Origin of the sequence: Nocardiopsis sp. CA-288880 (genome assembly GCF_050955985.1) — a bacterium.
Classification (GTDB): domain Bacteria; phylum Actinomycetota; class Actinomycetes; order Streptosporangiales; family Streptosporangiaceae; genus Nocardiopsis; species Nocardiopsis tropica.
The window spans coordinates 4,434,473-4,459,517 of sequence record NZ_CP192105.1; the positions used below are offsets into that span (position 1 = coordinate 4,434,473).

Annotated in this window: 23 protein-coding genes and 1 pseudogene; 13 read left to right on the forward strand and 11 right to left on the reverse strand. The window is 70.8% G+C overall.

Annotated features, from left to right (window positions below; all coding sequences use genetic code 11):
- Nucleotides 1–6: 6 nt before the first annotated feature.
- From ACQPYD_RS19385 to ACQPYD_RS19395, 3 genes are all read right to left on the reverse strand, one after another.
- Entirely contained in the window at nucleotides 7–279 is a 273-nt protein-coding gene (locus tag ACQPYD_RS19385; protein ID WP_433697000.1) for a phosphopantetheine-binding protein, read from the reverse strand.
- A gap of 313 nt (nucleotides 280–592) precedes the next feature.
- Nucleotides 593–1,939, reverse strand: a complete 1,347-nt coding sequence (locus ACQPYD_RS19390) for a condensation domain-containing protein (RefSeq protein ID WP_433697001.1) — start codon at nucleotides 1,937–1,939, stop codon at nucleotides 593–595.
- Nucleotides 1,940–2,455: 516 nt separating this feature from the next.
- Nucleotides 2,456–2,908, reverse strand: a complete 453-nt coding sequence (locus ACQPYD_RS19395) for a CoA-binding protein (protein ID WP_433697002.1) — start codon at nucleotides 2,906–2,908, stop codon at nucleotides 2,456–2,458.
- Between the two features lie 457 nt (nucleotides 2,909–3,365).
- On the opposite strand from ACQPYD_RS19395, the gene ACQPYD_RS19400 reads away from it, so the two are divergent.
- Nucleotides 3,366–4,646 (forward strand): MFS transporter, encoded by a 1,281-nt coding sequence (locus ACQPYD_RS19400; RefSeq protein ID WP_433697003.1) that lies wholly within the window; start codon nucleotides 3,366–3,368, stop codon nucleotides 4,644–4,646.
- A 585-nt stretch (nucleotides 4,647–5,231) separates the two neighbouring features.
- Here the strand turns inward: ACQPYD_RS19400 and ACQPYD_RS19405 are convergent.
- The 6 genes from ACQPYD_RS19405 to ACQPYD_RS19430 all read right to left on the reverse strand — a co-directional run bounded on the left by ACQPYD_RS19405 (nucleotide 5,232) and on the right by ACQPYD_RS19430 (nucleotide 14,564).
- Complete coding sequence (locus ACQPYD_RS19405) at nucleotides 5,232–8,669, reverse strand: phosphodiester glycosidase family protein (RefSeq protein WP_433697004.1); 3,438 nt, start codon at nucleotides 8,667–8,669, stop codon at nucleotides 5,232–5,234.
- Nucleotides 8,670–9,010: 341 nt separating this feature from the next.
- A complete protein-coding gene (locus ACQPYD_RS19410) occupies nucleotides 9,011–9,484 on the reverse strand; it encodes a nitroreductase/quinone reductase family protein (RefSeq protein ID WP_433697005.1) in 474 nt (157 codons plus the stop codon).
- Between the two features lie 264 nt (nucleotides 9,485–9,748).
- Nucleotides 9,749–10,432, reverse strand: a complete 684-nt coding sequence (locus ACQPYD_RS19415) for a GAP family protein (protein WP_433697006.1) — start codon at nucleotides 10,430–10,432, stop codon at nucleotides 9,749–9,751.
- A 76-nt stretch (nucleotides 10,433–10,508) separates the two neighbouring features.
- Complete coding sequence (locus ACQPYD_RS19420) at nucleotides 10,509–12,236, reverse strand: SulP family inorganic anion transporter (protein WP_433697007.1); 1,728 nt, start codon at nucleotides 12,234–12,236, stop codon at nucleotides 10,509–10,511.
- Between the two features lie 403 nt (nucleotides 12,237–12,639).
- Nucleotides 12,640–13,200, reverse strand: a complete 561-nt coding sequence (locus ACQPYD_RS19425; RefSeq protein ID WP_433697008.1) for a hypothetical protein — start codon at nucleotides 13,198–13,200, stop codon at nucleotides 12,640–12,642.
- A 5-nt stretch (nucleotides 13,201–13,205) separates the two neighbouring features.
- The gene (locus tag ACQPYD_RS19430) at nucleotides 13,206–14,564 is read right to left on the reverse strand and encodes an MFS transporter (RefSeq protein ID WP_433697009.1); all 1,359 of its coding nucleotides are present in this window, start codon (nucleotides 14,562–14,564) and stop codon (nucleotides 13,206–13,208) included.
- Nucleotides 14,565–14,634: 70 nt separating this feature from the next.
- Here ACQPYD_RS19430 and ACQPYD_RS19435 point away from each other — a divergent pair, with 70 nt between their 5' ends.
- On the forward strand, nucleotides 14,635–15,633 hold the full coding sequence (locus ACQPYD_RS19435) for a GlxA family transcriptional regulator (RefSeq protein ID WP_433697010.1): 999 nt from the start codon (nucleotides 14,635–14,637) through the stop codon (nucleotides 15,631–15,633).
- Between the two features lie 233 nt (nucleotides 15,634–15,866).
- The gene (locus ACQPYD_RS19440) at nucleotides 15,867–16,559 is read left to right on the forward strand and encodes an SMI1/KNR4 family protein (protein ID WP_433697011.1); all 693 of its coding nucleotides are present in this window, start codon (nucleotides 15,867–15,869) and stop codon (nucleotides 16,557–16,559) included.
- Nucleotides 16,560–17,056: 497 nt separating this feature from the next.
- Here ACQPYD_RS19440 and ACQPYD_RS19445 read toward each other — a convergent pair whose 3' ends face one another.
- Nucleotides 17,057–17,224, reverse strand: a complete 168-nt coding sequence (locus tag ACQPYD_RS19445; RefSeq protein ID WP_433702089.1) for a DUF397 domain-containing protein — start codon at nucleotides 17,222–17,224, stop codon at nucleotides 17,057–17,059.
- A complete protein-coding gene (locus tag ACQPYD_RS19450) occupies nucleotides 17,224–18,048 on the reverse strand; it encodes a helix-turn-helix domain-containing protein (RefSeq protein WP_433697012.1) in 825 nt (274 codons plus the stop codon). The genes ACQPYD_RS19445 and ACQPYD_RS19450 overlap by 1 nt, the downstream gene beginning before the upstream one ends.
- Before the next feature lie 245 nt (nucleotides 18,049–18,293).
- Here ACQPYD_RS19450 and ACQPYD_RS19455 point away from each other — a divergent pair, with 245 nt between their 5' ends.
- The 10 genes and pseudogenes from ACQPYD_RS19455 to ACQPYD_RS19500 all read left to right on the forward strand — a co-directional run bounded on the left by ACQPYD_RS19455 (nucleotide 18,294) and on the right by ACQPYD_RS19500 (nucleotide 24,257).
- Nucleotides 18,294–18,779, forward strand: coding sequence for an ATP-binding protein (locus ACQPYD_RS19455; RefSeq protein ID WP_433697013.1), 486 nt, complete (start codon nucleotides 18,294–18,296; stop codon nucleotides 18,777–18,779).
- The gene (locus tag ACQPYD_RS19460; RefSeq protein ID WP_433697014.1) at nucleotides 18,776–19,003 is read left to right on the forward strand and encodes a hypothetical protein; all 228 of its coding nucleotides are present in this window, start codon (nucleotides 18,776–18,778) and stop codon (nucleotides 19,001–19,003) included. Before ACQPYD_RS19455 ends, ACQPYD_RS19460 begins: the two co-directional genes overlap by 4 nt.
- A 243-nt stretch (nucleotides 19,004–19,246) precedes the next feature.
- Nucleotides 19,247–19,450, forward strand: a pseudogene (locus tag ACQPYD_RS19465) (BldC family transcriptional regulator); the annotation flags it as partial.
- A gap of 140 nt (nucleotides 19,451–19,590) precedes the next feature.
- Nucleotides 19,591–19,923 (forward strand): hypothetical protein, encoded by a 333-nt coding sequence (locus ACQPYD_RS19470; RefSeq protein ID WP_433697015.1) that lies wholly within the window; start codon nucleotides 19,591–19,593, stop codon nucleotides 19,921–19,923.
- 13 nt (nucleotides 19,924–19,936) lie between these two features.
- Nucleotides 19,937–20,224, forward strand: coding sequence for a hypothetical protein (locus tag ACQPYD_RS19475; RefSeq protein ID WP_433697016.1), 288 nt, complete (start codon nucleotides 19,937–19,939; stop codon nucleotides 20,222–20,224).
- A gap of 338 nt (nucleotides 20,225–20,562) precedes the next feature.
- Complete coding sequence (locus ACQPYD_RS19480; protein WP_433697017.1) at nucleotides 20,563–20,712, forward strand: lasso RiPP family leader peptide-containing protein; 150 nt, start codon at nucleotides 20,563–20,565, stop codon at nucleotides 20,710–20,712.
- A gap of 65 nt (nucleotides 20,713–20,777) precedes the next feature.
- Nucleotides 20,778–22,463 carry an asparagine synthase-related protein gene (locus ACQPYD_RS19485; RefSeq protein WP_433697018.1) on the forward strand — a complete coding sequence of 562 codons (1,686 nt, stop codon included), beginning with the start codon at nucleotides 20,778–20,780 and terminating at the stop codon, nucleotides 22,461–22,463.
- On the forward strand, nucleotides 22,460–22,705 hold the full coding sequence (locus ACQPYD_RS19490) for a PqqD family peptide modification chaperone (RefSeq protein WP_433697019.1): 246 nt from the start codon (nucleotides 22,460–22,462) through the stop codon (nucleotides 22,703–22,705). Before ACQPYD_RS19485 ends, ACQPYD_RS19490 begins: the two co-directional genes overlap by 4 nt.
- Nucleotides 22,702–23,136: a lasso peptide biosynthesis B2 protein gene (locus ACQPYD_RS19495; RefSeq protein ID WP_433697020.1), complete on the forward strand. Its 435-nt coding sequence runs from the start codon at nucleotides 22,702–22,704 to the stop codon at nucleotides 23,134–23,136. The genes ACQPYD_RS19490 and ACQPYD_RS19495 overlap by 4 nt, the downstream gene beginning before the upstream one ends.
- Nucleotides 23,133–24,257 (forward strand): protein-L-isoaspartate O-methyltransferase family protein, encoded by a 1,125-nt coding sequence (locus tag ACQPYD_RS19500; RefSeq protein WP_433697021.1) that lies wholly within the window; start codon nucleotides 23,133–23,135, stop codon nucleotides 24,255–24,257. The genes ACQPYD_RS19495 and ACQPYD_RS19500 overlap by 4 nt, the downstream gene beginning before the upstream one ends.
- Nucleotides 24,258–25,045 lie beyond the last annotated feature (788 nt).

Genomic DNA, 25,045 nt, shown 5'->3' on the forward strand with positions numbered 1-25,045 from the left:
GGGCCGTCAGCCGGTCCGGCCGCCGAGGATCGCGCGGACCGCCTCCGCGATGTTCGCGGCGCTGGTGAAAACCTCGGGCGTCAGGAACTCGTCCGGGAATTCGATATCGAACTCGCCTTCGATCGCCACCATGACGGAGATATTGGACAGGGAATCCATCCCGGCGGCCCAGAGGTCCGATTGCGGGGTCAGCTGTTCGGTGTTCCTGAAACCGGGGAGGCCGGAAACGACCACGCCCAGAACTTTTTCGTCGGTGATTTCACGAACATCGGATCCCATGAATCGACCGCCCAACCCTCTGTGCTCCCGGCATTTCGAGTGAACAGTACTGAGCGGCCCGCAGAACTGTCAACAGCCCTTCCTCGGTGAAACAGGGCTGGCGAAAGGACTTCGTGCCGGGCCGTCCTCGCGCCGTCGGCACGGACCCGCACCGATCGGGGTCGCCGATGTCGGCGGCACGGTCGCCGGCTCTCCGTGCCCCTCCCCGTGGGGTCCGGCGGCTCCCCGGCCGTGGACATGGCGGAGGACGGACCGCGGGAACGACCGCTCCCCGCCCCCCGCGCGCGAGTCGCGGCCGTCGGATCCCGCCCCGCTAGTGTCCGTGGACCGCCGAGAGGGCCGGGTCCACGAGCGAGTCCTGGACCGTGCGCAGGTACCGTTCCGCGAGTTCGGGCGGCATGTAGGCCGTGTCGACGAGGAGTGAGAGGCTGCGCGGGTGCGAGGAGAGGAGGAACTGGATCTTCTCCTCGCTGTGTTCGAACAGCCATCGGAACCGGGCGTTCCCGGCGTCGGCGAGGAGCTCCGCGGCGGGGATGTCCTCCGCTTCCGTCGGCCCGCCTCCCGGTTTGCCGATGTAGTTGATCGTGGCGTTCGAACGCGCGGGGGGCACGGCCTCCTCCCTGATGCGGCGCATTTCCGGCGGCCAGTAGTAGGGGCACCGCAGCATCGAGACCGCACTGCGCTGCACCTCGCCCGCTATGTCGGGCAGCTCCCGGTCCAGACGGCGCAGCACGAGCGGGAGCTCCTGTGAGTAGTGCCCCACGGCGGTCTGCGTCCTGGCGTCGTAGCGGTTGAGGGTCCGCAGCGAGAAACCGAACTCCGTCACCCCGCAGAGCCGGTGCAGGGTGATCGCCGCGACGGCGATGAGGACCGACGAGGCGCTGACGCCCAGGTGCCGGGCCAGGAGGCGGGCGGCCTTGTCGGGCGCCTGCGAGAGGAGCTCGCCCATCCAGTAGCGGTTCGGCTGGGGCCGCACTCGCGCGGAATCGGGGAAGGGGCCCGCGGGGACGTCGGCCAGGCTCTCACGCAGGAATCTGTGCGCCCGCTCGAGCTTGCGCCGACCGGCGGGTGACTCCTCGTACGCCAGCTGGTCCAGTGGCTGCCACGGGTCGGCGGGAAGGACGTCGTCGGGGTGCTGTCCTTCGAAGAGCCTGCCGGTCTGCTCGACGAGGAGGCGAAGGCCCCAGATGTCGACGACGATGTGCGAGAGGACGAGGACGAGGACCCGGGGGGCTCCCTCCTGGGTGACCACCGAGAACCTGACCGGCAACTCGGTGTCCAGGGAGAACCGCTCGCCCGCGCTCGCCCGCGCGGTCTCCTCCGCCACCCGCTCGGTGTCCTCCTCCGTGTCGATCACCGCCACGGGGATCGTTCCCCGCGCGTGCGCCTGTTGGACGGGCTCCCCCTCCTCGTCCACGGTGTACAGGGTGCGCAGCGAGGCGTGGCGTTCCACCAGAGCGCGGACCGAACGAAGGACCACCTCGAGCTCCGTGCCACCGGGAACGTCCAACAGGAGCTCGGAGTTGAGGTGCTCGTCGTTCGGGGCGAGGTCGTCGATGATGTCCCAGATGAAACGCTGACCGCAGGTCAGCCTGCCGTGCTGCGGATCTGCGCCGCCCCACGCCTCGAAGGGGATGTCGGCGCGGCGGTCGGCGACCATGGTGGACCCTCTTCCGTCGGAGCGGGTGTCTCGTCAACGAGCGCTGCGGGGACCGGCGTTCGGACTTCGTTCGAAACCCGTCGGTGCTCCGCCCTCGAAAAAGCAGGACACCGGATTCCCGAATAATGCTTCGCGGAGAATCCTAGCAGTTCCATCTGAAATTTCCAGGCCTTTCTTCCGCCAAGACGCACCGCCGCTTCCCGGGCACTCCCGCAATGCGTGGGGCAGCATAGAGTAGTCGGGGAGGCGTCGACAGCGAAAGGGGCGCAATGGCCACGGAGGAATACCGGGTCCGAATTCACAGAGTCACGGTTCCGGGTCCGGTCCGGTCCCGGACGGACGCCCTTCGAACAGTTCGGGGCGGCACCGCACGGGTCTGCGCCGAGCACGGACAGGGCGGCGGTCGGGACCTTCGAGAGGAGCTCTTACGCGGGAAGAGACCGTGACCCGGCGCCCTGGACTGTGCGGGCCGGGAGTCGTCGGGGAACGCCACCCGGCCCGACCGGTCCCCACCGCTCAGGCGTCGCGCCTGCCCCACTCGATGGCGGGGCAGGTGTCCATCACCATCGGCACCCCGGCCTCCCGCGTGCGCCGGAACGCCTCCTCGTCGAGGACCCCGAGCTGGAACCACACACCGCCGGCGCCGATCGCGACGGCCTGGTCGGCGAACTCACCGGCCGCCTCCGAACGGCGGAAGACGTCGACGACGTCGATGGTTCCGACGGCGGCGGCCGCATCGGCCAGCGTCGCGTAGGCCCTCTCCCCCAGGACCTCCTCACCCGCCGCGGCGGCCCCGGGGTGGACCGGCACGATCCGCTTGCCCCTGGCCTGCAGCAACTCTGCGATCCGGTAGGCGGTACGCCCCGTGTCGTTGGACAGGCCGACGACGGCCCAGGTCCGGGCGTCGTCGAGGAGGTGGTCGATGGTCTTCGGGTCCAGCCACGGCTCGGTCATGTTCGTGGAGAACATCCCCGGTCTGCCACCGATTCCCGCGTACCGCCCCCGGCACCGGGAGCGCGGTGGACGCAACCGAGGGGCGGGGGCGCCTATGCGACTCCCCCGCCCCGAGCGCAGGGCGGGAGCGGTCTCCGAGCTCTGTCGTCAGGCCCGCCGATGAGGGCTCTTCCCACCGGAGAACGGGGATGACCGTGCGCCCGTTTCCGGAGCGATGACCGCATGCGGCCAACTGTGCCCACCAACTCGGAAAGCGCTTGCTTGATATGTAGGGTCTGATGGGGATCGACGTCCTGCGTGGAAGGACGACGCTCTCACGTGCTCGCGATCGCCTGTGAGGGATACGTCCGAACTGTCCGGTGGCGGTCATCCGAGGAAGCCGGTTCTTCGACCCGATGGGTCCAGGCGGACCAGAAGCAGCACCCCGGCAAGGAACCGAACGTCCGGCACGGCGACAGGGAACGAGGCCCTGATGGCCCCCTCCGCACCCAGAAGGACCCCCCGGCTGCTGAAGCCCTTCCGATCACGCGCCTACTCTCAGCTGTGGAGCAGCCAGTTGTTGAGCCACCTCGGCGACGGGGTCTTCTACGTGGCGCTGGTGCACGCCATGGTCATCGGCCGAGGGTCGGCGGTGGACCTGGGCCTGGTCCTCGGACTGCGCAGTCTCGTGGGAATCCTGACGATCGCCTACGGCGGGGTCGTCTCCGACCGCTTCAGGAGGACCAGGGTCATGGCCGTGGCCGACCTCGTGCGCGGGGCCGCCGTCCTCGGCCTGGTCTTCGTTCCCGCAGAGGGCCCCCTGTGGGTGTGGATCGCACTCACCTGTGCGGTCGGCGCAGGCGGGGGCCTCTTCCGACCGGCCTACTCTGCGGTCATCCCCACGTTCCTGGTCGACGGCGACCTCGAGTCGGGAAACGCGCTGAAGGTGCTGGGAGCACGCCTGGCCGCTGTCCTGGGGCCGGTCCTGGGCGCGGCCGTCATCACCGCAGGAGGCAGCGAGGTGGCCTTCGCGGCGAACACGGTCACCTACGCCGTCAGTCTGATCATGCTCCTGGGCATCGCCGAACCCCGCATCGAACGTGATGGGCTCCGGACCAGTGTGGCGAGGGAGGCATGGCACGGCGTCCGAGCCGTCTGGGAACGGCCCTGGATCACCGCGACCATCGTGTCCGGAACTGTGCAGGTGCTCTTCGTTCTCGCGCCCATGACCATCTTTCTCCCCATCGTGCTCGACGAGCGGGGCCAAGTCGCGTGGTTCGGGATTTTGACCGCGTCGACGGCTCTGGGATCCGTCCTGGGCATGGCCGTGGCCGCACACCGGCGCCCCACCTACCCGGGGGCAGCCGCGATGCTGGGAACACTGACGCTGTCCTTCGCGCTCGCCTGCTACCTCGTGCCCGTCCCGATGTGGCTGTTCGTCGTGGCCATGGTCGTCAACGGTCTCGGACCGGCGATGTTCATCGTGTACTGGCCGGCAGCCCTGCAGAGGTCCGTCCCCCCGCACCTGCGGGGCAGGGTGTTCGCCCTCGACGAGATGGGCGCGTTCCTGTTCCAGCCGGTGGGACTGATGCTGGCCCCCCTCATGGTCACGGCGTTCGGCCTCCACCTTCCCGTGCTCCTCGCGATCGCCATGCTCTTCCTCACCGCCCTGCTCCCCCTGGCCGTACCGGGAGTGGCGCGTTTCGCGGACACGGCCCCCGACACCACCTCTCCCGGGTGGTTCCCCCGAACGCCCGGCGCACAGGACAAGTAGCCCGTAAGCAGCTCTGGCGCCCGAAGCTCGGACCGCCTCCCGGACAACTCATGGACGTCCTTGCGGACGGAGAGGCAGGGCATGGGAGTCCACGCCGACCGGAGAGCGTGCCCCAGAGCCGACCAGTGCGCATCTGTGGCACCAGGGGTGTTCGACCAGCACGAACGCGACGGAACCGTCGTGCTCCTCGGCAGGACGCCGCCCCGGGCCGGGTACGCAGCCGTCCGCAACTCCATGAGTGCGTGCCCGGCCGTCGCGATCCGCCTCACGGGGGAGGCACAGTCTCCGCAACAGGGTCTCGCCGCGAGGTCTCCGCCACCGGCCTGTCGACGGCGGAGACCCTCCACCGCAACGGGCGCCGGGACGGGCCCACTCCTGTGGACACCGGGCGCCTTTCGCCGACTCGTCGGCTGTCGTCCCGGTGCACAACACCCACACGGACCGCGGCGACGGCGGTCCCATGGACCGGCGAACCGAGCCATGTCCCCCTTGTCCCGCGCACCGGACCGGCCCGGTTACCCGGGGAGGAAGGGGTCCTCGTTCCGGGAACAGCCGGGCCGGTCGTGGCGGTCTCCGGGTCCGACGTCAGGGCTTCAAAGCGATGGTGACCTGTTCGGTGACGCCGTTCACCGTGACTGCGAGGTCGACCGTCCCCTCCCCCAGCGCGCTGAACCGGCCCGTCGCCGGGTCGAACGCGGCGACGTCATCGGCCCCGGCATCCCCGGCCGGGCCGATGTGGACGCCGTCGGAACCGGACCAGTCCGCGCTCACCGGGTAGGCGACCGGCACCGCGGTGCCGTCGTTGTCCACCGTCGCGGTGACCTCGACCTCCTCACCGACACCGACCGAGGCCGGCGCCTCCAGTACCAGCCCGTCCACGTGGGGGCGCAGCTCGGTCGCCACCCAGTCCTCCGCGGGGTCACCGCCGGTGTCCACACCCCACAACGACCAGCCGGTGAAGCCGCCGTCCGCGGGACCGGCCGAGGGGTTCTTGCCGACGTTGCCGTTGACGACGTAGGGCACGCCGTCCACCCGTTCCGCGTGGAACACGCCGACGTGCGCGCCGATGAACGCCGCGCCCTTGCCGCTCCCGGACTGGAACTCGGCCAGCCAGCCCTCGACGGTGGCCGCCTCCTTGCGGTCCGACAGCTCGCTCGCCCGGGTCGGCAGCGGATCGCGCAGGGGCACGTGCTGGGCCACCACGACCGACGACACGGCGGGGTCGTCGGCCGCGCGGTCGAGCTCTTCGCGCAGCAGCGGCAGCTGCGACCAGTCCCCGGCCCGGTAGGAGAACCGCGCCGTGTCCAGGAAGATGAACCTGGTGCCGTGGTGGTCGACCACGTGCCGGGTCTCCCCGAACGCCTCCCGGAAGTTGTCCAGCGTGCCCTCGGACACCTCGTGGTTGCCCGGCACGTAGTAGTAGGGCAGCTCGCCCTCCAGCTCCTCGTCGAGGATGCGCCGGGCCAGCGCGAAGTCCTCCGGCGCCGCCTCGTCGACCAGGTCGCCGTTGATGACGAGGAACTCGGCGTCACCGGCCCGGATCTCGCGGAGCGCGCGCCGTGTCTGGGCGACGATCCCGCTGTCCGGGTCACGGGCGACGAACTGGGCGTCGGACAGGACGGCGAACCGCCAGTCCTGGCCGGCCACGGTCTCGCCGGACGCCACCACCGGGTCGACGACCGGTTCGGCGGGCGGCAGGTCCACCGGCGGCGGCACCATCGCGGTCAGCTCGTCGACGACCACCTCGCCGTGGTAGCCGGCGCCCGGGTCGGTCTCGGCGAAGTAGAGGCGGCGCAGCGACAGCGGGTACTGCGTGCCCGGTGGCACCTCGAAGACCAGCTGCTGCCACCCCGGTTCGTCGAGGTATCCGGCACGCAGCGCGGGCAGCAGCTGGCCGGAGCCGTCCCAGACCTGGAGGCTGGCCCACTCCCCGTTGCCCTCGGCGTGCACCCAGGCACGCAGTTCCTGCGGCTGTCCGGGGATCTCCAGCTCCCTGCCGGGCGGCAGGACGCCGCCGGTACGGGTCCCGGTCGAGGCGGTGAAGTCGTAGGTCAGCCCCACCGCGGCGCCGTCCCGCCCCTCGGCCACGGCGACGCCCCCGTCCGCGCGCTCGCCGAAGTAGGACCAGTCGGCCGCGTCCTCGAAATCGGCGACGACGGTCTCCTCCAGGCCGACGGTGACCGCGAAGCTCGTCTCCACGCCGGCGACCCGGACGGTGGCGACCGTGGCCCCGCTGTCGGTGGCGGCCCGGACCTCGAACCGCCCGTCCTCGGTCACCGAGACCCGCGCGACGCTCTCGTCGATGTCCAGCTCGACATCGGCCGGCTCGACCGGCGCGGCGAACCCGCGGGAGTCGTAGCCGGTCACCCCGACCACCGCGGACGCCTCGGCGTCGGCGAGCCCCACCCGCCCGGACGTGGTCTCGAGCCGGGCCAGCTCGCCCAGCACCGTCAACTCGATGTCCCCCGTGGCACTCCGCTGGCGGGCCGTGACGGTGGCGGTGCCCGCAGAACGCGCGGTGAACACGCCGTCCCGGTCCACCGTGCCGACCCGGTTGTCACCGGACCGCCAGTTCGGATCGGCCTGGACCGGTGCGTAGGTCTCGTCGTGACCGGCTGCGGTGAGCGTCCGCGTCAGCCCGGGGAAGACCCGGTAGGGCCGGGTCGGTGCGACATAGGCGGGGCCGTCGCCGCGTCCGGGTTCGAGCAGGGTCTCGACCCAGAAGCCGTCGAGCCGGCCGCTGCCCTCGGGGGCGAACAGGGCGAGCCCGTTGGGGACGAAGCGCTCCTGGCCGTCCGAGGGCCGGTTCTCGACCCGCACCTGCTCCGCGCCGGGCTCCCGCGCCACCATGGTGGTCGAGCCGCCGCCGTCGAGGTTGAGCGCGGTGTGCGCGCCGGCCTCCACCATCATCTCGCCCAGTTCGTCCAGGCCGACGCCCTCGGAGAACGACGGCTGCCGGCCGTCCACGCTGAGCAGGTACATCTGCGAGCCGTCCTCGGAGAACCCGATGGCCGTGCGCGGGGCGCCCGGGGTGTTGTTGCCCTGGCTGGCACGCTGGACCTCCCCGTCGACGACGAGCAGCTGACGGCCGTTCAGCGCGGCGTGGAGCTCCTGGTCCCCGGCGGCCCGCGCGTCGTAGTCGATGCCTACCGGGTCGCCCACGGCCAGGTCGGCCAGTGCCGCGGCGCCGCTCTCGCGACCGACCAGGACGAAGGAATCGTCGGCGATCCCGCCCTCGCGCGGCTCCTCCACGATCTCGGAGACGACACCGTCGGTGACGACCACCTCCAGCGTCTCCGTCGCCCCCTCGACCGCCCGGCACCGGCAGTACGTCCCCCACAGCGGGGTGAACGCGGCGATCCCGCCGGTCTCCAGCGCCGGTTTGTTGATCGCGTCCAGCGACGGCGTCTCCCCGGTCGGCAGCTCGACGGTCCCCTCGAAGAACACCTCCCCGATCGAGCCGAGCCCGTCGGGCGTGAAGACCGCCGCCGACCCGCGGTAGTCGTTGGTGGCCGGGGACTGGATCACCTCACCGCCCTGCACGGCCACGCCCTGCGGCGCTCCGGAGGCGTTGATGTCGAAGAAGTCGCCGTTCACCGCGGCGACCGCACCGGCCCGGTCCGCCTGGACGCTCAACGGCTCCCGCTCGGTCACCCGGCCGGGGAACAGGTAGTCGACACTCACCCCGCCGGTGAGGTCGGCGGTCAACAGGTCGGCCTGCAACCAGGTGGGCGTCCCGGTGTAGCCGTCCGGCCCGTAGGCCTCGAACGAGTTCAGCGTGACACCGGGGGCAACCGGGCGCTCGGCGTTGAACGTCTCCAGCCGCGGCTCGGGATCCTCGACCGTGGCGACCGAGCCGCCCGGCGGGATCTCGACGGTCTCGCTGAACCCGGTGTGATCGCGCGGGTCCTCACGCGCCGTGCTCGCCTGGGCGACCGGGGCGAGGGAGAGGGTGAGGATCAGGACGGAACCCGCGGCCACTGCGGTACCCGTGCGTGAGCGGATCGACCACCGGCGAATCATGGGAAGCCTCCGAAAGGCTCGGGGGATAGCGGAGAGCCCTCTGCGTTGACTTCCTACCATCAAGCCGATCGTTTGTGTAGGAAGCGAACGGAGCCCGAATCGTGTTCAACCCCCTGGCCGGGGCCGTCCACGCGGAGATCTGACCAGCGGACACGCCCATCGGCCGTCGGCGTCGAAGCGGTCCCCGGGCAGGACCGCCCGTCTCCAGATTTCACCTGAAGACAGCGCGCTCGTCATGCGGAGTCCCACCGCACGCGTCAGACCCACGCGTCCCCCCGGAGCCCGGTGGTGCGTGCACTCCGTGCCATAGCGGGCCGGGCTGCGCCGACCGCCGACGGGCGTCAGACGGAGACAGGGGTCAGCTGGAAAACGGGAATGAGGCGGTCCGTGCGTCGTTCGTACAGGGCGTAGTTGGGCCAGACCACGCGCATGAGCGCCCAGGCCCGGTCCCGTTCGTGGGACGTGAGTTCCTCGGCTTCGACCTCGACGCTCCGCCCCGATTTCTCGACGAGGGCGGTGGGGGCCTCCCTGAGGTTGTGCACCCACTGGGGTGTCCTGGGCGCGCCGAAGGAGGAGCCGGCGACGAGCAGGTGCGCGCCGTCGCGAACACACAGCAGGGGCGTCTTGCGCGGCTCACCGCTGATCCGCCCGTTGACCGTGAGCATGATGTTCGGCAGACCGACGAGGTCGAGTATCCCGATGTATCCGCGGCTGACCTGTTGGAGGCCCCGGTCGAGTCCGGTGATCTGGGGCAGCAGTCTCGGCATCCACGAGATGGCGCCGATCCGCACGGCGAGCGGGGTCAACAGTCCCATGACCGCATCGTACGGGCGGCGTAGCCGCCTCCACCACGGTCCACGCCGCCACGGCAGGCCAGCTCCGGACCGCGGACACGAGCCCCCTCTCAGAAGTCGCTTCCCCGCGGACAGATGCCCGAAGAAGGCGTAAGGCGATCCCGGTACACACCAGAGCCTCCATCGCACCCGGCACGCAACACCGGCCTGTCGGTTCCGGAGACCACCGGGTTCGCGATGCACATGAGGTGAGCGTCCGGCCCTCCTCGGAAGCCCGGCACGGCCTCACCCCAGGAGCACGCCCGTCCCCTTGGCGGCGAACACACCGCCGAAGACGAACAGCACGGTCATGGTGACGGCGTCGTTGTTGGCGACCAGCCAGGTTCGGGCCCGGCGCAGGCTCTCCACACCCCGGGCGCCGGAGAGCGCCACCGTGGCCAGGGGGACGAGCAGGCCGATGGCGCCCAGGACGCCGAAGATCATTGCGGCCGACAGCGTCCCGGCGAAACCGAGGTCGAAGGACGCGATAGCCGCGCCGCCACCCAGGACCATCGCCAGGCTCTTGGGGTTGGCCACCGCCAGCAACGCGGCCAACCCCATGACCCTGCCGGCGCCCATGGTGTCGATCGCCGCCATCCAGGACGGGGCTTCGGGTTCGGCCGCGACCGGACGGGTGAGGTGGCCTCTGAGGGTCTTCAGCGCGATCAGGACCAGCAGCGCCCCCAGCAGCAGCTGGACCCACGCCACCCAGGCGGGTGACTCCCCCGGCGCGGTCGCGTCACCGCCCCCAGCGACGAGACCCACCCCTGTGGCGATCACGACGACGACGGCGATCCAGGCCACGACGTACAGGACCGCCTTGCCCCGCCCGCCCGGCGCCATGAGCACGAAGATCAGGGCGATGATCGGGATGGGGCCTGCGATGAGTCCCAGGACGAAGGGCAGTACCTGTCCGAGCGCGCTGAGCACGGTTCCTCCGGGAGCAGTCGTGGGTGCGGGGCGGACGCGGGCCCTGGGGCCGACGGCGGTTCACGCGTGCGCCCTTTCACGGGCTCCGCCCTCCCGCGCCGTCCTCCCGGTCCATGCGTCCCCGGGCCGCCCGTACGGCCTCCTCGACCGAGGGGTACATCGGCCCCGGGAACTGGAGCATGTCGCGTACCTGGCCCAGGTCACGGGCGAGGTACAGGTGGGCGCCGTGGACCGCCACGTCGTCGGCCAGGCGGTCGAGCATGCGGGCGGCGGTGGCGTCCACGAAGGGGACCGCGCGCAGATCCAGCACGACACCGCTCGCGTCCGTGGACCGGGCGGTGTCCACGACCCGGTCGTGCACGTACTCGGAGTTGGCGAAGTACAGGCCGCCCTCCACACGCAGTACCCGCGCACCGGGTTCGGGCTCGGCCGCCGCTTCGCGCTCCGCGTCGACCCATCGGGGGCGCTCGCCCGGGCCGCGCACCCGTCCGAGTTCGGCGACGTGGGGCCGGGAGGAGCGGCGCAACAGCAACAGCAGGGACATCACGACACCGACGACCAGCCCGGGCAGGGTGCCCAACAACAGGACCCCCAGCAGGGCGGCCAGGGCGGCGAGGAAATCGGTACGGGCGGCCAGGCCGTAGACGTCGCGCAGCGCCGGGGTGGTCAGCCGGTACAGGCTCCGCAGTGCTGAGACGTCCACCAGGTCGATCACGGCGGCGATCACCACCGCCGCCAGCACCGCCTCGGGCAGCTTCTCGAACAGCCCGGTGAGGAACAGCAGGGTGAGCACGGTGAGCAGGGCCGCGGTCAGCCCGGAGACCTGGGAACGCGCCCCGGCCGCCCCGTTCACCGCGGTCTTGGACAGGCTGCCGTTGACCACCATGCCCGAGCACAGGCCCGAGGCGAGGTTGGCTCCGCCCAGACCAAGGAGTTCACGGTCGGTGTCGATCCGGTCCCCGGACTTGGCGGCGTAGGTACGGGCGGCCCCCAGCCCCTCGGCGAACCCGACCAGGGCGATGGCCGCCCCGCCCGCGACCAGCGACGCGTAGTCCGACCAGGCCAGGTCGGGCAGGCCCACGGACGGCAGACCGCTCGGAAGCGGACCGACGATGGCGAGCCCAGAGCGGTCCAGTCCGAGGGTCCAGGTGGCGGCGATGGAGAGCACCACGACCACCAGCGAGGCGGGAACCAGGGGCAGGAACCGCTTGAGCAGGAGGAGGACGACCAGGGCGACCGACCCCATGGCCAGGGTGAGCGCGTCGACCTGGCCGAGTCCGGTGAGGAAGCCCCACAGCTTGCCCGGGAACTCACCCTCTCCGCCCGGGCTTCCGGCGAGTTTGGGCAGCTGTCCCACGATGATGGTCAGCGCCAGGCCGATCACGAAGCCCTTCAAGACGGGTTCGGAGATGAACGAGGCCACGAACCCCAGCCGCAGGAGTCCGGCCACCAAGGCGATGGTCCCTGCGACCAGCGCCAGGCCGATGGTGAAGGCCACCGCCTCGTCCGTGCCGGCAGCCAGGCCCGCGACCACGGTCCCCGACAGCAGTGCGGTGGAGGACATGGGGCCGACCACCAGCTGGCGGGAGGAGCCCAGCAACGCGTAGAGGAGCAGGGCGACGGGGGCCGCGTACAGACCGATGATGGGCGGGACCCCGGCGATGGTGGCGTAGGCGATGCTCTCGGGCACCAGCACCGCCCACACCGTGAGTCCGGCGACGACGTCACCGCGCACCGATCGACCCAGGGGACCGCTGAGTCCCGGTGGTGTCCACCAGGGGCGTGCCTTCGGCTCTTCGCTCATCGCCGCCCTCCGTTTTGCCGGATCTCAGCCCGTGGGTCCCTCAGACCACACCACCGCGCACGGTTCCCGCCCGGCCCCACGGCGCCGTCTACCTAATCCGGAAGAAGAATTGCCTCTTTCCGGCCTACGGAGGGAGCTCGTTCCGGGAACGCCGTACCCGCCGCTCCTGCGGAACGGGGAGCCGAGAGGCCGGGCGGGCTCCGACGGGCTTCCTTCCGAGAACACCGTGTCCCCAAAGGGGTCCACCGGAGCAGGAGGAGATCCGATGAACACTCCCACGCCACCGGGCGACCGACTGTTCACCCGGGACCTGGCCGCCGGGCGCACCCTCCCCGGGGGAACCGCACTCCTCCAGGCCTGGGCGCCCCGACGCCTGCGGCTCGCCCGAGGCCGATGTCTGCACCTATACCCCCGGGCTCGACCGCCCCGCCGTCCTGAACCCGCGCACATGGCGGACCCACGTCACCGTCAGGCCTCCGACGGCTGCCGCGGACCCCATGAGGAGAACCGAGGCCAGCATCCACTCGCGCGAGCCGTCCGGTCCGTAGACCCGGTTCTCGGCGCCCACGTCGACCGCCGGGATCTCCTCGCCCTCCCGACAGGTGTCGCGTCCGGCGGCGTGCAGGTAGACGCCGCGCGCCTCTCCGCCGGAGTCCGGTGTGTAGCGGCCGTGGCAGGTGCACGACTCGTGCCCGGGGTGTTGGACGCAGCTGAGAGCGGCCGCGGTGAACACCCCCGGAGCCCCTTCGCCCCGCGCCGCTCTCAGGCTCTGGTCGAGCCCGGCAGAGCCCACGTAGGCCACGCCCGCGACCAGGAGCAGCAGCACGAGGGAGAACGCAGGCGAGGGTCGGCGCCGGGCCCCGGCCTTCCCGGTGGATGCGGCGGCGTCCGCGGCGTGCGGGTCCGTCCCGCCGGGGCCCGTGAAGTGGTTGTTCACGTCGTGTCCGACACCGTTCCCGTTCATGGTGCTCACTTCCCGGCCTGTCCGTCGTCGTTGCCCGGAGACGCGGTCCGCGCCCCGCCGGATGCGGGATCGTTCTCGCCGCCGCGGGCGATCTGGAGGGCGAGCACCGCCGCGACGGCGCACACTGCGGCTGCCATGAACCACACCGGTCCGTAGCTCCCGGTCACGTCACGGGTGAAGCCGCCGAAGACCGCCATGGCGCCGGCGCCGACCTGGTGGACGGCGTTCACCCACCCGAAGACGATCGCGCCGTCCGCGCCGAACACCCAGCGGCAGAGCATGATCGTCGGAGGCACGGTCGCCACGTCCAGCAGACCGAAGACCACGACGAAGGCGATGAGCGCGGCACCGGCGTCGGGTCCGAACAGCGCGGGGAGCACGGCCAGGAGCGCGGCCCGGCCGAGGTAGTAGGCGGCCAGCAGTCCGCGCGGATCGAAGCGGTCGGTGAGCCAGCCGGACACGATGGTGCCGACCAGGGAGAACACGCCGATGGTCGAGACCAGCGCCGCCGCGACGGTCACGGCCATCCCGTGGTCCTGGGCGGCGGGCACGAAGTGGGTCCACATGATCCCGTTGGTGGTGGCGCCGCACACCGCGAACGTCCCGGCGAGCAGCCAGAACTGCCGGCTGAGCGCGGAATCGCGCAGGACCCGGACGGTTCGGCGGGCCGCGCCCTGCTCCGTTCTCGACCTGTTGACGAAGGACGCGGCCCCGTAGGGGCGCTGTCCCACGTCGGCGGGGTGGTCGCGCAGGACCAGGGCGACGAGGAGCATCATCACGAACGCGGTCAGGGCCAGCGTCACAATGGCAGGACGCCACCCCTGGTGGTCGATGATCCACGCGAGCGCGGGCAAAAAGACCAGCTGGCCGAACGCGCCGGCGCCGGTCAGCGCGCCGATGACCAGGCCCCGGCGCTCGACGAACCAGTTGTCGGCGATGGTGGCGGCGAAGGTCATGGCCAGTGACCCGGTGCCCGCGCCGACGAGGAGGCCCCAGTAGAGGGTCAGCTGCCAGGGAGCGGTCATCACCGTGGTCAGTCCGGCCCCGGCGATGACGGTCGCCAGGGCGGCCAGGGCGATGCGGCGGATGCCGAACCGGTCCATCAGCGCCGCCGCGAAGGGGGCGATGAGGCCGTACACGATCATGTTGGCCGAAGCGGCGGCACCGATCGATCCGCGCGACCACTCGTACTCGGTGTGCAGGGGGTCCACGAGGAGCCCGGGCATCGCGGCGAAGGCCGCCGCGGCGACGATGGTCGCGCCCGCGACGAGGGCGATCAGCCAGGCCCGGTGGACCCGTGCGGGTGCCCGCCCGGCGCTGGAGGCTGTCTTCCCGGTGCTCCTGGAGGGGCTCGTCGAAGTCATGTGTCCAGACTCCGACGCGGGGCCCCACGCCGACAGTGGCCAGAAAGCCAACATATGAAAGAATCCAGCCATGACCGCTTTCGTCCACCCGGCCCGCCACCGCGTGGCCGTGCTCGCCCGGCACGGCCTGCTGCCCATCGAGACGGGGATCGTCCACCGGCTCTTCGGGCGGGCCGTCGGAACCGACGGCCAACCCCTCTACGAGGTCGTGACCTGTGCTCTGGAACCGGGCGTGATCACCACTGACACCGACTTCACCCTGAACGTCCGCCACGGCCCCGAGGCCCTCGATGAGGCGGACACGGTGATCCTGCCCGCGGCGCAGGAGGACTACGTGGAGCGCCCGCACGACCCGATCTCCCCGGCCCTGGCGGCGGTCGTCAACCGCATCCCCGAGCACGCACGGATAGCCTCCATCTGCACGGGCGCGTTCGTGCTCGCCGCCCTCGGGCTCCTGGAGGGCTGCCGGGTCACCACGCACTGGCAGTCCGCCGGGTACTTCCGCGCGATGTACCCGCACATCGACCTGGACCCCGACGTGCTGTACACCGACAACGGCCGCGTGCTGACCGCCGCCGGGGTCGCCTCCGGGATCGATCTCAGCCTGCACATGATCCGCGCCGACCACGGCGCCTCCGTCGCCAACGAGGTGGCCCGGCACACGGTGGTGCCGCCGCACCGCGACGGCGGACAGGCCCAGTACATCCGCCACCCGGTGCCCGACCCCGAGCGGTCCTCGACCTCCAAGGCGCGGGCCTGGGCCCTGGACCACCTGCACCTCCAGCCGAGCCTGGGCGACATGGCCGACCAGGAGGCGATGAGCGTGCGCACGTTCACGCGCCGCTTCCGTGACGAGGTGGGCCAATCACCGGGCCAGTGGCTCGCCCAGCAGCGGCTCGACCGGGCCAGGCAGCTCCTGGAGGAGTCGGACCTGTCGGTGGACCGGATCGCGCACGAAGCCGGTTTCGGCACCTCGGCGTCGCTGCGCCAGCACATGCACGCCGGGCTCGGGGTGTCCCCCAGCGCCTACCGCCGCACCTTCCAGGGGAGCACGGACGCAGCGCCCTGATCCCCCGGGCCGACGGCGGTGGCGTCGCACGAGGGTTTCCAGTGCGGGCAGGTTCGACGGGTCGCGTACGGAACGCCGATCCGGACGCGGAAAACCGGCAAGCGGCTCCGATCTCCCGAGCATGAGGGGAGGCGATCCCGGCCTCTGCCCCGGCGGGCAACACACGGTGCTGCTCGTCTCGACGCACCGACCTTCTCGGACCGGCTCCGCCTCCCTGGACTACGCTTCGGCCCGTGCGAGCAACGGTCTGGAACGGTGTCCGTGAACGGGTCGAAGCCCTGGCCCGACAGGACCGGTCGAGCGACGTCTTCGGCGCTCGGGACGGGCATGGCGTGACAGGAGACCGTTTCCGGCTCGCCGCCCCGCTGACGGAGCGGGAGGTCTCCTCCGCGGAAACCCTGTGGGGTGTCTCGTTGCCGGCGGACTACCGCGACTTCCTGCTCGAGGTGGGTGCCGGTGGTGCCGGGCCGGGGTACGGCCTCGGCGCCCTGCACCGGACGGACACGGGGTGGGAGTGGGCCGACCCGAGCGGCGATATGCGGCACGCTTCCCTGGGGTCCGTCTTTCCGACGGCGGAGGCACGATCGCGACTCCTGGCCGAGCACGAGGACCGGGAGCCGGTGCGCTCCGCTTTCGGGACACAGGAGGGGTTCGACACCGCCTGCCGCGTGTGGAGGGAGGCCGATGACACGCTCTTCCGCCGGTTCACCTCCGGGGCGCTGTGCTTGAGCCATGAGGGCTGCGGCCACTGCCACTGGCTCGTCGTGACGGGACCCGAGCGCGGATCCATGTGGGTCGACGGCTTCCCGTCCGACGGTGGCATGCGCCCCCTCGGCGCCCCGGGCGCACGGATCGGATTCGCGGACTGGTACCTCGCCTGGGTCGCCAGGGCCGAGGCCGCCGTCCGCCGAACACTCTTGGAGTAACAAAGATGGCCATTGTGGTGCCAGGGGACCTTTGATCCGATCCCGCACGCGCCCCGTCTACGACGGAAACTCCAGGCCAGGTGAGGTGAATCCGCCACACGGCCGGGGGCCGGGGGTGTTCAACTGCCCCGGTGCGCTCCCCCGTCCAGCTATCCGGCCGAAACAGGGTGCGCACAGCACCGCGTCGATCGGTTCAGTACACCGCCGACTGGAAGTTTTCGCGCGTCCGGATCCACGAGTTCGCCCCAGCGTTCTCGCTGACGCATGTGGTGATTCAGCGGTGGGTGGTCGAGGGTCGATCGGAGAAGGAGCGGCGAAAAGCAATGCTCGCGGCGGCTGAGGCGTGGGCGGAGCACCTGGACGGACGGTAGGAGGGTGGGGGCTTTGGTCCTGGTGGTGTGTCCGACCGCCGGGGTACCCTGATGCCGCAGAACCACGAGAACCGCACCTCGCCACCAATCCTGGCGAGGTGCGGTTCTCCGCGTGCCGGGGGGGTGTTACCGGCCGCGCACCGCGTTCACCAACGCGGTCCACTCCGGGGCCGGCACCGCGAGGTGGCCCAACTCCCGGTTCTGGGTGTCACGGATACCCGTGACAGGACCCTCCGCCACCTCGACGCAGTTCCCGGTGTTGCCGCTGTAGCTGGACTTGTGCCACTCGTGGATCACGTGCCTTCTCCTCCTAGTGAAGCGATGAAGCTCAAACTCTCGGCTGGCGACAGCGAGACGCTACGCAGGTCTCCGAACTGCTCAACGCAGTTTGCCACGACGTCAGGATCTGAGATCACCTGCCCCGATCCGGGGATCTCGACGTACACAAGCGACTCCGCGTGCGCCATGTTCAGTATGACCAGCGGTCCGTTCATGGCGCTATGGGCACCCCGAGCGATGGGGAGGACCTGGATCTGCACACGCGGGTTGCGGGCAGCGTCTAACAGTGCCCTCATCTGTGCCTTCATGACTTCGACTCCACCTACGGGACGGTGGAGGACCGCCTCGTCGACAACGAACAGAGACAGCGGTGGGGTCGGGGTCTCCCTCTTGAGGATTTCCTGCCGTTCAAATCGAGCTGTAACGACTTGATCCTTCTCGTCTTGCAACAGCGGCGGGAACGCGGCTTCGACCAGAGCGGAAGCGTAGTCCTTCGTTTGCAGTAGCCCTGGTACGGCTTGTGGCTGGAACTCGTACCTCACCTGTGCTTTCGCCTCTAGGTCCACGAATTCTTGCAACCACCACGGTTGCGTCTGCCGGGCCCCAGGCCACAGGTTTTGTAGCCTTCCTTTGCGCTCTAGGACTGTGTCCGCGAGCTCTGCAAACTGCTTGGATGGCCTCCGAACTCCACGCTCGATGGCCCCGACCTGCTGTTTTGATACACCAATTCGGTCGCCGAGTTCCTTTTGGGACATGTCGGACAAACACCTCAGTCGCTTGAGTTCGTTCCCGAATTGTTTGATTGCGGCACGCTCAGCGGGGCTGGTTTTCATCGACATGGCCACATGAAACCACGGGTGGCTACGCGTGGGAAGGGCCTGTAGGTCTTCGGATTCAATATCCGGCCACACCTAGAGGAGCTATCCCCAGTTCAGGCATGGTGGTTCCCGGATCGCACGTCGGACAACACGAGAACCCGGCCAGCGCACGAGAACTCACAAAGGCAACAAAAAGCCCCGGAAGCCGAAGTCGGAAGCGGCTGCCGGAGCTAGTGCCCCACCCCGAAAGCCCCGAGGTGAGACGAATGAAGCATACCGGCACCACCGCACCACCCCAAGGCCCCGCCCCTGAGGCCGGCGCCCCGTACCCGCACCGGATCGCGTTCCCCGAGCCCCACCGGCACGGCATCCTGTTCGGCCACGACCGCGACTACACCGCCCTCACAAACTGGGTGTGGGCCGTAGTCCCGCGCCGGGCTGCGAAACCGGTGTCGCTGGTGGCCGAGGCGCTCACCTCGAACGCCCACAAGCACACTCGGTCCGGGGACCCCGGTGGGACCGTGCGGGTGGTCATCGACGTCGATCCGTTCCTCATCACCATCGCGGTCACCGATGGCGGCCCCCGCTCGGACTCGGTCATCGCCTACCCGCGGTTGGGTGACCCGCGCCTGGCCCCGCTGCCCGGTCTGCACCTGGTGGATCAGCTCGCCGTGTATTGGGAGTGGGACTGGGCGCTCCCCGGGGTCGGCCGGGGGCCGTTGACGATCCGCGCGAAGGTGGAGAACCAGTGAGCGGGTGGACGCGGGAGCTGGACCGCGAGTACCGGCAGGTGGCCGCCTCGCTCACCTTTCACCATCCGGGCTGGTGGGTGATGTGGTCCTACTCCCTGCGCGTGTGGGTGGCGTTCTTCCTCGGCCCCGCCGAGGTGGCTCCATTGCGGTACGCGGACCCTGACCGGCTCTCCCGTCAGATGCGGTACGTGCTCCACATCCTGGCTGCCAGCCGCTCCCCCTGAGAAGACCCCGCCGGGCCCCATACCCGGCGACCGGTACGGCGATGATGCGCCCTTCTCCCACGGAGGGTTTCCGCTGTCGCACTACCCCCGGGCCGCAGCTGGTGGTTCGCCTGGCCCGGGTTCCAAGACCCCCCGCTGGTGCGACGTCACTAGCGCGCGGGGCCACCAGCGAGGGGGCTGGTGGCCCCGCCCCACCTTCCCGGGGCCGGGCGTACTTCCCCGGCCCGGCCCCGACCCGACTAGATGGAGACCCCTGTGCCCGCCCTTTCGCCCCGGCCAAGCCTCGTCGAAACCGCCGACGACCTCCTCACCCCCGGCGAGGTCGCCCGCCTCTTCCGCGTTGACCCCAAGACCGTCACCCGCTGGGAGAAGGACGGCCGCCTCGCCTCGGTCAAAACGTTGGGCGGCCACCGCCGCTACCCCAAGGCACAGATCACCCACGTCCTGCACGCCGGGACGGGCAGCAGCGAGGTCGTCCGCGCCCTGGAGGAGGTCCGCGCTCTCGCCCTGGACGTCGGGGCGGTCGGGGACGCGGGGCACATTGCGGCCCTCATCGCCACTCTGCGCACCGGAACCGGAGAGCCCTCATGATCGCCCTGCCGCCCCCGGTGACCTGGCGTATCGAGGACACCTCCGTCAAAAACTGGCCCGCCCTATCCTTCCGACGCCCGTGGGAGACCGAGCGGCACACCATCAGCGCCCTGCGACCCGACCAGGTCCGCGCCGACCTTCGGGCCTTGGAGAGCATCGAACGCAACCACCCGGACTGGTACGTGGGGTTCCTTTTTCCCGCTATCCCCGTCGAGCGCCTGGACGGATTCTGGGCGCAACAGCCCATGGAGAACGTGGTGGTGCACGCCGAGACCCCGCGCGAGCTGGTCAGCCGCATCCGAGCCGCCCGCACCGAGTACGGGCTGTAGGGAGGAGAGCGTGGTGACCGCCCAGACCCGGCCAAGGCCGGCGCACGCCAGCGACGGGACGCCGATCATCCCCCGCTACACCGCGCACGCCGAAGACCGCGCGGACGCGGTGATGCGCGAGCGGGAACGGGCTGCCGCTGATGCCGCCGCCGGGCTGGCACGCCTGGAACAGATCGCTGCCCAGCAGCAGTTCGACGCCGCGAAGGCCCGCCTGGAATCCGCACGGAAACAGGTGGACGCCGCCGACACCGCGCACCTGGGCACAGCCATCCGCCAGTGGCACCGCCTATCCACCCCATGAGCCGGGTCCGTGCGTTGCGGGGGTGACGCACGGACCCCACACCCCACGCCCCTGCGACCCGAGATGGAATACCCGTGACCGAGAGCTTCCCCGGATTCGACACCGACGACGCCCAGCGCCGCCGCGACGCCGCCAAGGAACAGCAGGAGCAGAAGGACCGGAAAGAAGCAGAACAGGACGAGTAGCGCCCCGGTGCCCGCCCGAGCACCGCTACCCGTCCCGCCCACCAGACCACCCGGCAGGACCCAAACCCTGCCGGGCCCGGGGGCCGCCCTGTCGAAACCCATCGACGGGAAAGACCCCCAAGCGAAAATGGAAACCCCACCAAGAGGAGAACCGTGAACCCCGACCAGACCCCGACCAGCGACCCCGTCGCCTACGAACCCCCGCAGGTCACCGACCTCGGCCGCTTCGGCGACCTCACCCGGGGCAACGTCTTCGCCGGGACTTCCGACGACGGCACCGGCGCTGGGCGCTTCTACACCTGATGATCACCCCTACAACCCTGTCCGGCGGGTGGGTATGCCTACCTGACCGGGAGGGTGCCACGGCGGTGGCGGGCACGGTCCCGTCACCGCCGCTGGTCCGGCACCCCTCCGGCACCCCGTGGATCATGGGCAACACGACCGTGCGCACCGCGCGCACCCGAGGCGTGCACCTCGCTGTCATCGGCACGTGCCTGGTGGATGGCGCCGAGCTGGAGGCCGGTGTCCACCGTGCCGCCGCCGAGGGCACCGCGGACGCACTCATGGCCTGGCCCGGCAGTTTTCACCTGCTCGTGTCCTGGCCCGACCGGTGTGTGGCCTACGGCGATGTCGCCGGGATGCGACGGCTGTACACCTGCACCGTGAACGGGATACCGGTGGTGGCCAGCCACGCCCGCGCCGCCGCCCAGGTAGCTGACGCCCGGTTGGACGATGCCGGGGTCGCGTCCCTTCTCCTGCTCCCCGCACCCCCGCAGTCCCTCCAGGCCACCCACACCCCCTGGGTGGGGGTGCGAGCAGTACCGCCCGCACACTCGATCACCACCACCGGGAACCAGACCCACACCCGCGCCTACTGGCAGCCGCCCCACCCCCACCGGGACCTGGCCGAGGGTGCGCCGGCGCTCGCCGACGCACTGGAGGCTGCGGTCTCAGGCCGTGTGCGCGGACAGCAGACGACGGTCCAACTCTCGGGTGGGATGGACTCGACCGCGCTCGCCGCCCTGGCCCACGCCACCCAACCGGCAACGCGGATGGTGACGGCCTCCTCCACCAGCCCCACGAACGAGGACCAGGAGTGGGCGACCCGACTCACCGCCCACCTCGGCGCCCACCACGAACTCCTCGACGACCTGCCCGACTTCTACACCGGCATCGGTGAGGCGTTCCCGCACGGGATGGACGCACCCGACGCAGCCGCCGGCGCGGCCCGGCTCGCACACCTGGCGAAGGTCCTCGGCCCCGGGGTCCACCTGAACGGGCAGGGCGGTGACGAGGTCCTGGAACCGCCGATCGGCGCGACCGTCCGCGACCTCGGCCTGCGGAACATGGGGAGGGTGCGGGCGCACGCCGCGCTCCTCAACACCCCCACCCTCTCCCTGGTCCGCCACGCCTACGACCCGGCCTCCCTGCAACGGTGGATGCGGCGGGCCCCGAAGCGGCTGATCGACGGCGGGCACACGGGCCGCGACCTCGCCGGGTGGGAGGTGCACCCCCAGCTCGGTCCCTGGGCCACACCCCGCGCCAAGGCCCTGGTCCGCGACGCCTTCACCGCCGCGCCGGTCACCCCTGCGTCGCGGCGCTGGCACACCCTGATGGCGCGCATCCGCACCAGCGCGGCGGGAGCCCGGCTCCACGCCGACGCGCTCGCCACCATGGGCGCCCCGGGGGTGGAGTTCCCGTTCCTGGACCGGGCCGTCATCGAGGCGTGCCTGGTCGTGCGCCCCGCCGACCGGTACAACCCGTGGGAGTTCAAGCCGCTCCTTCGGGAGGCGTTGCGGGGGTGGCTGCCCCAGGAGCTGCGCACCCGCACCACCAAGGACGGCTACGACGACGCCCTGGTCCGAAGCTGGGGACGGCACCACCACACGGTGCTCCCCGAACTCCTCGACGGCCGCCTTGCCGACCGCGGCCTCCTGGACCGGGACGCCCTGGCGACCACCGGACCGGGGTGGCCGCAACACCGGCTCTCCGGCGCCTACATCGAACGCGCGCTCGGTGTGGAGTACTGGCTGCGCGACGTGGAGGGACCATGAAACTCACACCCGGGGTATCGATCGCGGCCACCGACAGCGGCGCCATCGTCCTGGACGAGGGCACCGGGGCGATGGTCCACCTCAACCCTTCCGGGTACGGATGCCTCCAAGCAGCCCTGGACGGGAACGGTGTGGAAGCTGCCGCCTGGCTGGAATCGACGTACCGCCTCGACCCCGGTCGGGCCCGGCACGACGCCCACCAGCTGCTCCGCGAACTCCAGGAGCGGGGGCTGCTCGCGTGAGCGTTCCCCGCGTACTCATCGCACCCCAACCGCTGACCATGCGCGAGCGCCTGGCCGCGCACACCGCCGTGGCAGCCGCCCGCCTGCTGCTCCACACCACCCGGGCCCGGCCCGCCCGCCTGCGGCGGGTTCTCACCCGGATCGGCCGCCGGGCCACCCCCGCCCACCTGCACACCGCGACCGCCGCACACACCGCCGTCACCACCGTCAGCCTGCGGTGCGCGAGCCCACACGGGTGCCTCCTGCGGTCCCTGGCGATCGTGCTGCTGTGCCGGACCCGCGGCGAGTACCCCGACTGGCGTGTGGGGGTGCGCGCCCCCTCCGTCTCCCACGCCTGGGTCGAAGTCGAAGGGGCACCTGTGGGGGAACACGAAGACCCGCGTCGTCTCTACGTACCGATCATGACCGTTTCCGTGGAAAGGACACCGTGACCACCAGCACCACCGCAGTTCACGACCGTAAGCGCGGGTTGGCCGATCAGCTACGAGCTGAGGGGGCCATCACCAGCGACCGTGTCCACCGCGCGTTCGCGAGCGTGCCGCGCCACCGGACCGTGACCTGGTTCCTCCAGGCCGGGCGCCGGATCGACGTCCCCCAGGAGGCGGACCTGCCCGCTGAGATCTTGGACGTCATTTACTCCGACAGCCCCCTGCCCACCGTGCGGGCCCACGGCGACCAACCTCCCTCTGGGGGATCGCAGACCTCCCTCGTCGCGCGCATGCTCGAAACCCTGGACCTCCAACCCGGGATGCGTGTGCTGGAGATCGGGGCGGGCACCGGCTACAACGCGGCGCTCATCAACGCGATCACCGGCGCGGATGTGGTGACGGTCGAGGCCGGGGACGAAGCCGCAGCCGGGGCGGCGGCCACCATCGACCGGTTGGGACTGGCCGACCACGTCCGTGTGCTCCACCGCGACGGCTACCACCCGGGTGTCGGCGGGCCCTTCGACCGGATCGTGGCCACGGTGGGCATCGCCGGCATCCCCCCGGGATGGTTCGACCTCCTGGCTCCCGGCGGGATGATCCTCGCCCCGCTCGCCCACGGCGGCTACCACCCCGCGATGGCGATCAACCCGGAGGGGACGGCACGCCCGCGGATCTGGTGCGACTTCATGCCGGCAGCCGGACCGCTGCGTCCCTCCTCAGTGTTCGACGGGTTCCACCAGCCCGAGACCGTGCTTCCCGCTGTGCCGGTGGCCCGTGTTCCCGGGGTGATCGAACCCCTGACGGAGGCCGGGTACGCCGACCTGTGGTTCTTCCTCGGCACACGCGACCCCCACACCACCCGCGCCTACGCCGACCACCCCCTCCTCGACCCCGCCCTAGGGCTCCTGGCCGTGGTCGAGGACCCCACCAGCTGCGTGTGGGTCCAGCGCGACGGCTCCCTCGTCCACACCGGCGACAGTCCGACTCTGGAAAGGACGCGAGGGCTCCTCACCGTCTGGTCCGCGGCGGCCCCCCGCCTGGGCGAGTGGAGCGCCCCCCTGGCGAAGGCGCAGACCCCAGATCCGCTCCTGGCCCCGGGGCCGTGGGCCTTGGAGAGGCGGTGAAGCCACACCCGGGCCCGGCAGCCGAAGAGGTGACCTGGACCCCGCGGCCGGGCGCTTCCCGGTAGTCCCGGGGGCGGTTCGTGGGGGATCAGCTGGATGGCCGGCGGTTGGGGATCGAGACCTCGGACCGCTGGTGAACGGTGTCCGCCCGAAAGGGGCCGCCCCCAAGATCCGGGGGTGGCCCCCATCATTGTGCAGCGATCTGGAGGGCATCCTCTTGGAGCAACCGCGGATGTACAAACGGGCCGGAGCAGACGCGGTGATCACGTACTCCGCTCGGGAGGCAGTTGGAGCGAGTCCGGGCCGTGAACTCCTGGACGCTGGCTGCCCCCACCGCACCGGAAGTGGGCAGGGGCAGCCAGAGCACCTAGTCGTTCTCGTTCGAAGGAAGGGGGAGCCGACGCGCTCGAGCCGGTGTCTGCCCCTCCAGAGCCCGCCATGCAGCCGCCCACCGCTGGAAATCAGCAGAGGTGCCGCCCAGGGAGACAACGAACGCATCAAGGAGCGCGAAAGTTGGCAGCTTGGCATCGGGTTTGAGGGCTTCGCAGAAACGCGACGACGATCGAACACCAACCCGGTCCGCCATCACTCTGAACGAAGGGTTTCCTGTCCAGCGCCGGTACCGGTCCATGGTCGCCACGAACTCCGCAACGGTCCTCACCTCCAATGGATCCGGCTTGAGGGTTCCCCCGGGGAGGTCATCGGGGACCTCGGGAGCGAACTTTGCTGGCACAAAGCACCTTTCACTAACCGACCATACGTGGGATGTCTTGTCAGGGCCGATCGGG

What these genes read in the sequence shown, in the direction of transcription:
- ACQPYD_RS19385 (WP_433697000.1), bottom strand. Translation starts at nt 279, where the DNA reads ATGGGATCCGATGTTCGTGAAATCACCGACGAAAAAGTTCTGGGCGTG.
- ACQPYD_RS19390 (WP_433697001.1), bottom strand. Translation starts at nt 1,939, where the DNA reads ATGGTCGCCGACCGCCGCGCCGACATCCCCTTCGAGGCGTGGGGCGGC.
- ACQPYD_RS19395 (WP_433697002.1), bottom strand. Translation starts at nt 2,908, where the DNA reads ATGTTCTCCACGAACATGACCGAGCCGTGGCTGGACCCGAAGACCATC.
- ACQPYD_RS19400 (WP_433697003.1), top strand. Translation starts at nt 3,366, where the DNA reads ATGGCCCCCTCCGCACCCAGAAGGACCCCCCGGCTGCTGAAGCCCTTC.
- ACQPYD_RS19405 (WP_433697004.1), bottom strand. Translation starts at nt 8,669, where the DNA reads ATGATTCGCCGGTGGTCGATCCGCTCACGCACGGGTACCGCAGTGGCC.
- ACQPYD_RS19410 (WP_433697005.1), bottom strand. Translation starts at nt 9,484, where the DNA reads ATGGGACTGTTGACCCCGCTCGCCGTGCGGATCGGCGCCATCTCGTGG.
- ACQPYD_RS19420 (WP_433697007.1), bottom strand. Translation starts at nt 12,236, where the DNA reads ATGAGCGAAGAGCCGAAGGCACGCCCCTGGTGGACACCACCGGGACTC.
- ACQPYD_RS19425 (WP_433697008.1), bottom strand. Translation starts at nt 13,200, where the DNA reads ATGAACGGGAACGGTGTCGGACACGACGTGAACAACCACTTCACGGGC.
- ACQPYD_RS19430 (WP_433697009.1), bottom strand. Translation starts at nt 14,564, where the DNA reads ATGACTTCGACGAGCCCCTCCAGGAGCACCGGGAAGACAGCCTCCAGC.
- ACQPYD_RS19435 (WP_433697010.1), top strand. Translation starts at nt 14,635, where the DNA reads ATGACCGCTTTCGTCCACCCGGCCCGCCACCGCGTGGCCGTGCTCGCC.
- ACQPYD_RS19450 (WP_433697012.1), bottom strand. Translation starts at nt 18,048, where the DNA reads ATGTCGATGAAAACCAGCCCCGCTGAGCGTGCCGCAATCAAACAATTC.
- ACQPYD_RS19455 (WP_433697013.1), top strand. Translation starts at nt 18,294, where the DNA reads ATGAAGCATACCGGCACCACCGCACCACCCCAAGGCCCCGCCCCTGAG.
- ACQPYD_RS19470 (WP_433697015.1), top strand. Translation starts at nt 19,591, where the DNA reads ATGATCGCCCTGCCGCCCCCGGTGACCTGGCGTATCGAGGACACCTCC.
- ACQPYD_RS19490 (WP_433697019.1), top strand. Translation starts at nt 22,460, where the DNA reads ATGAAACTCACACCCGGGGTATCGATCGCGGCCACCGACAGCGGCGCC.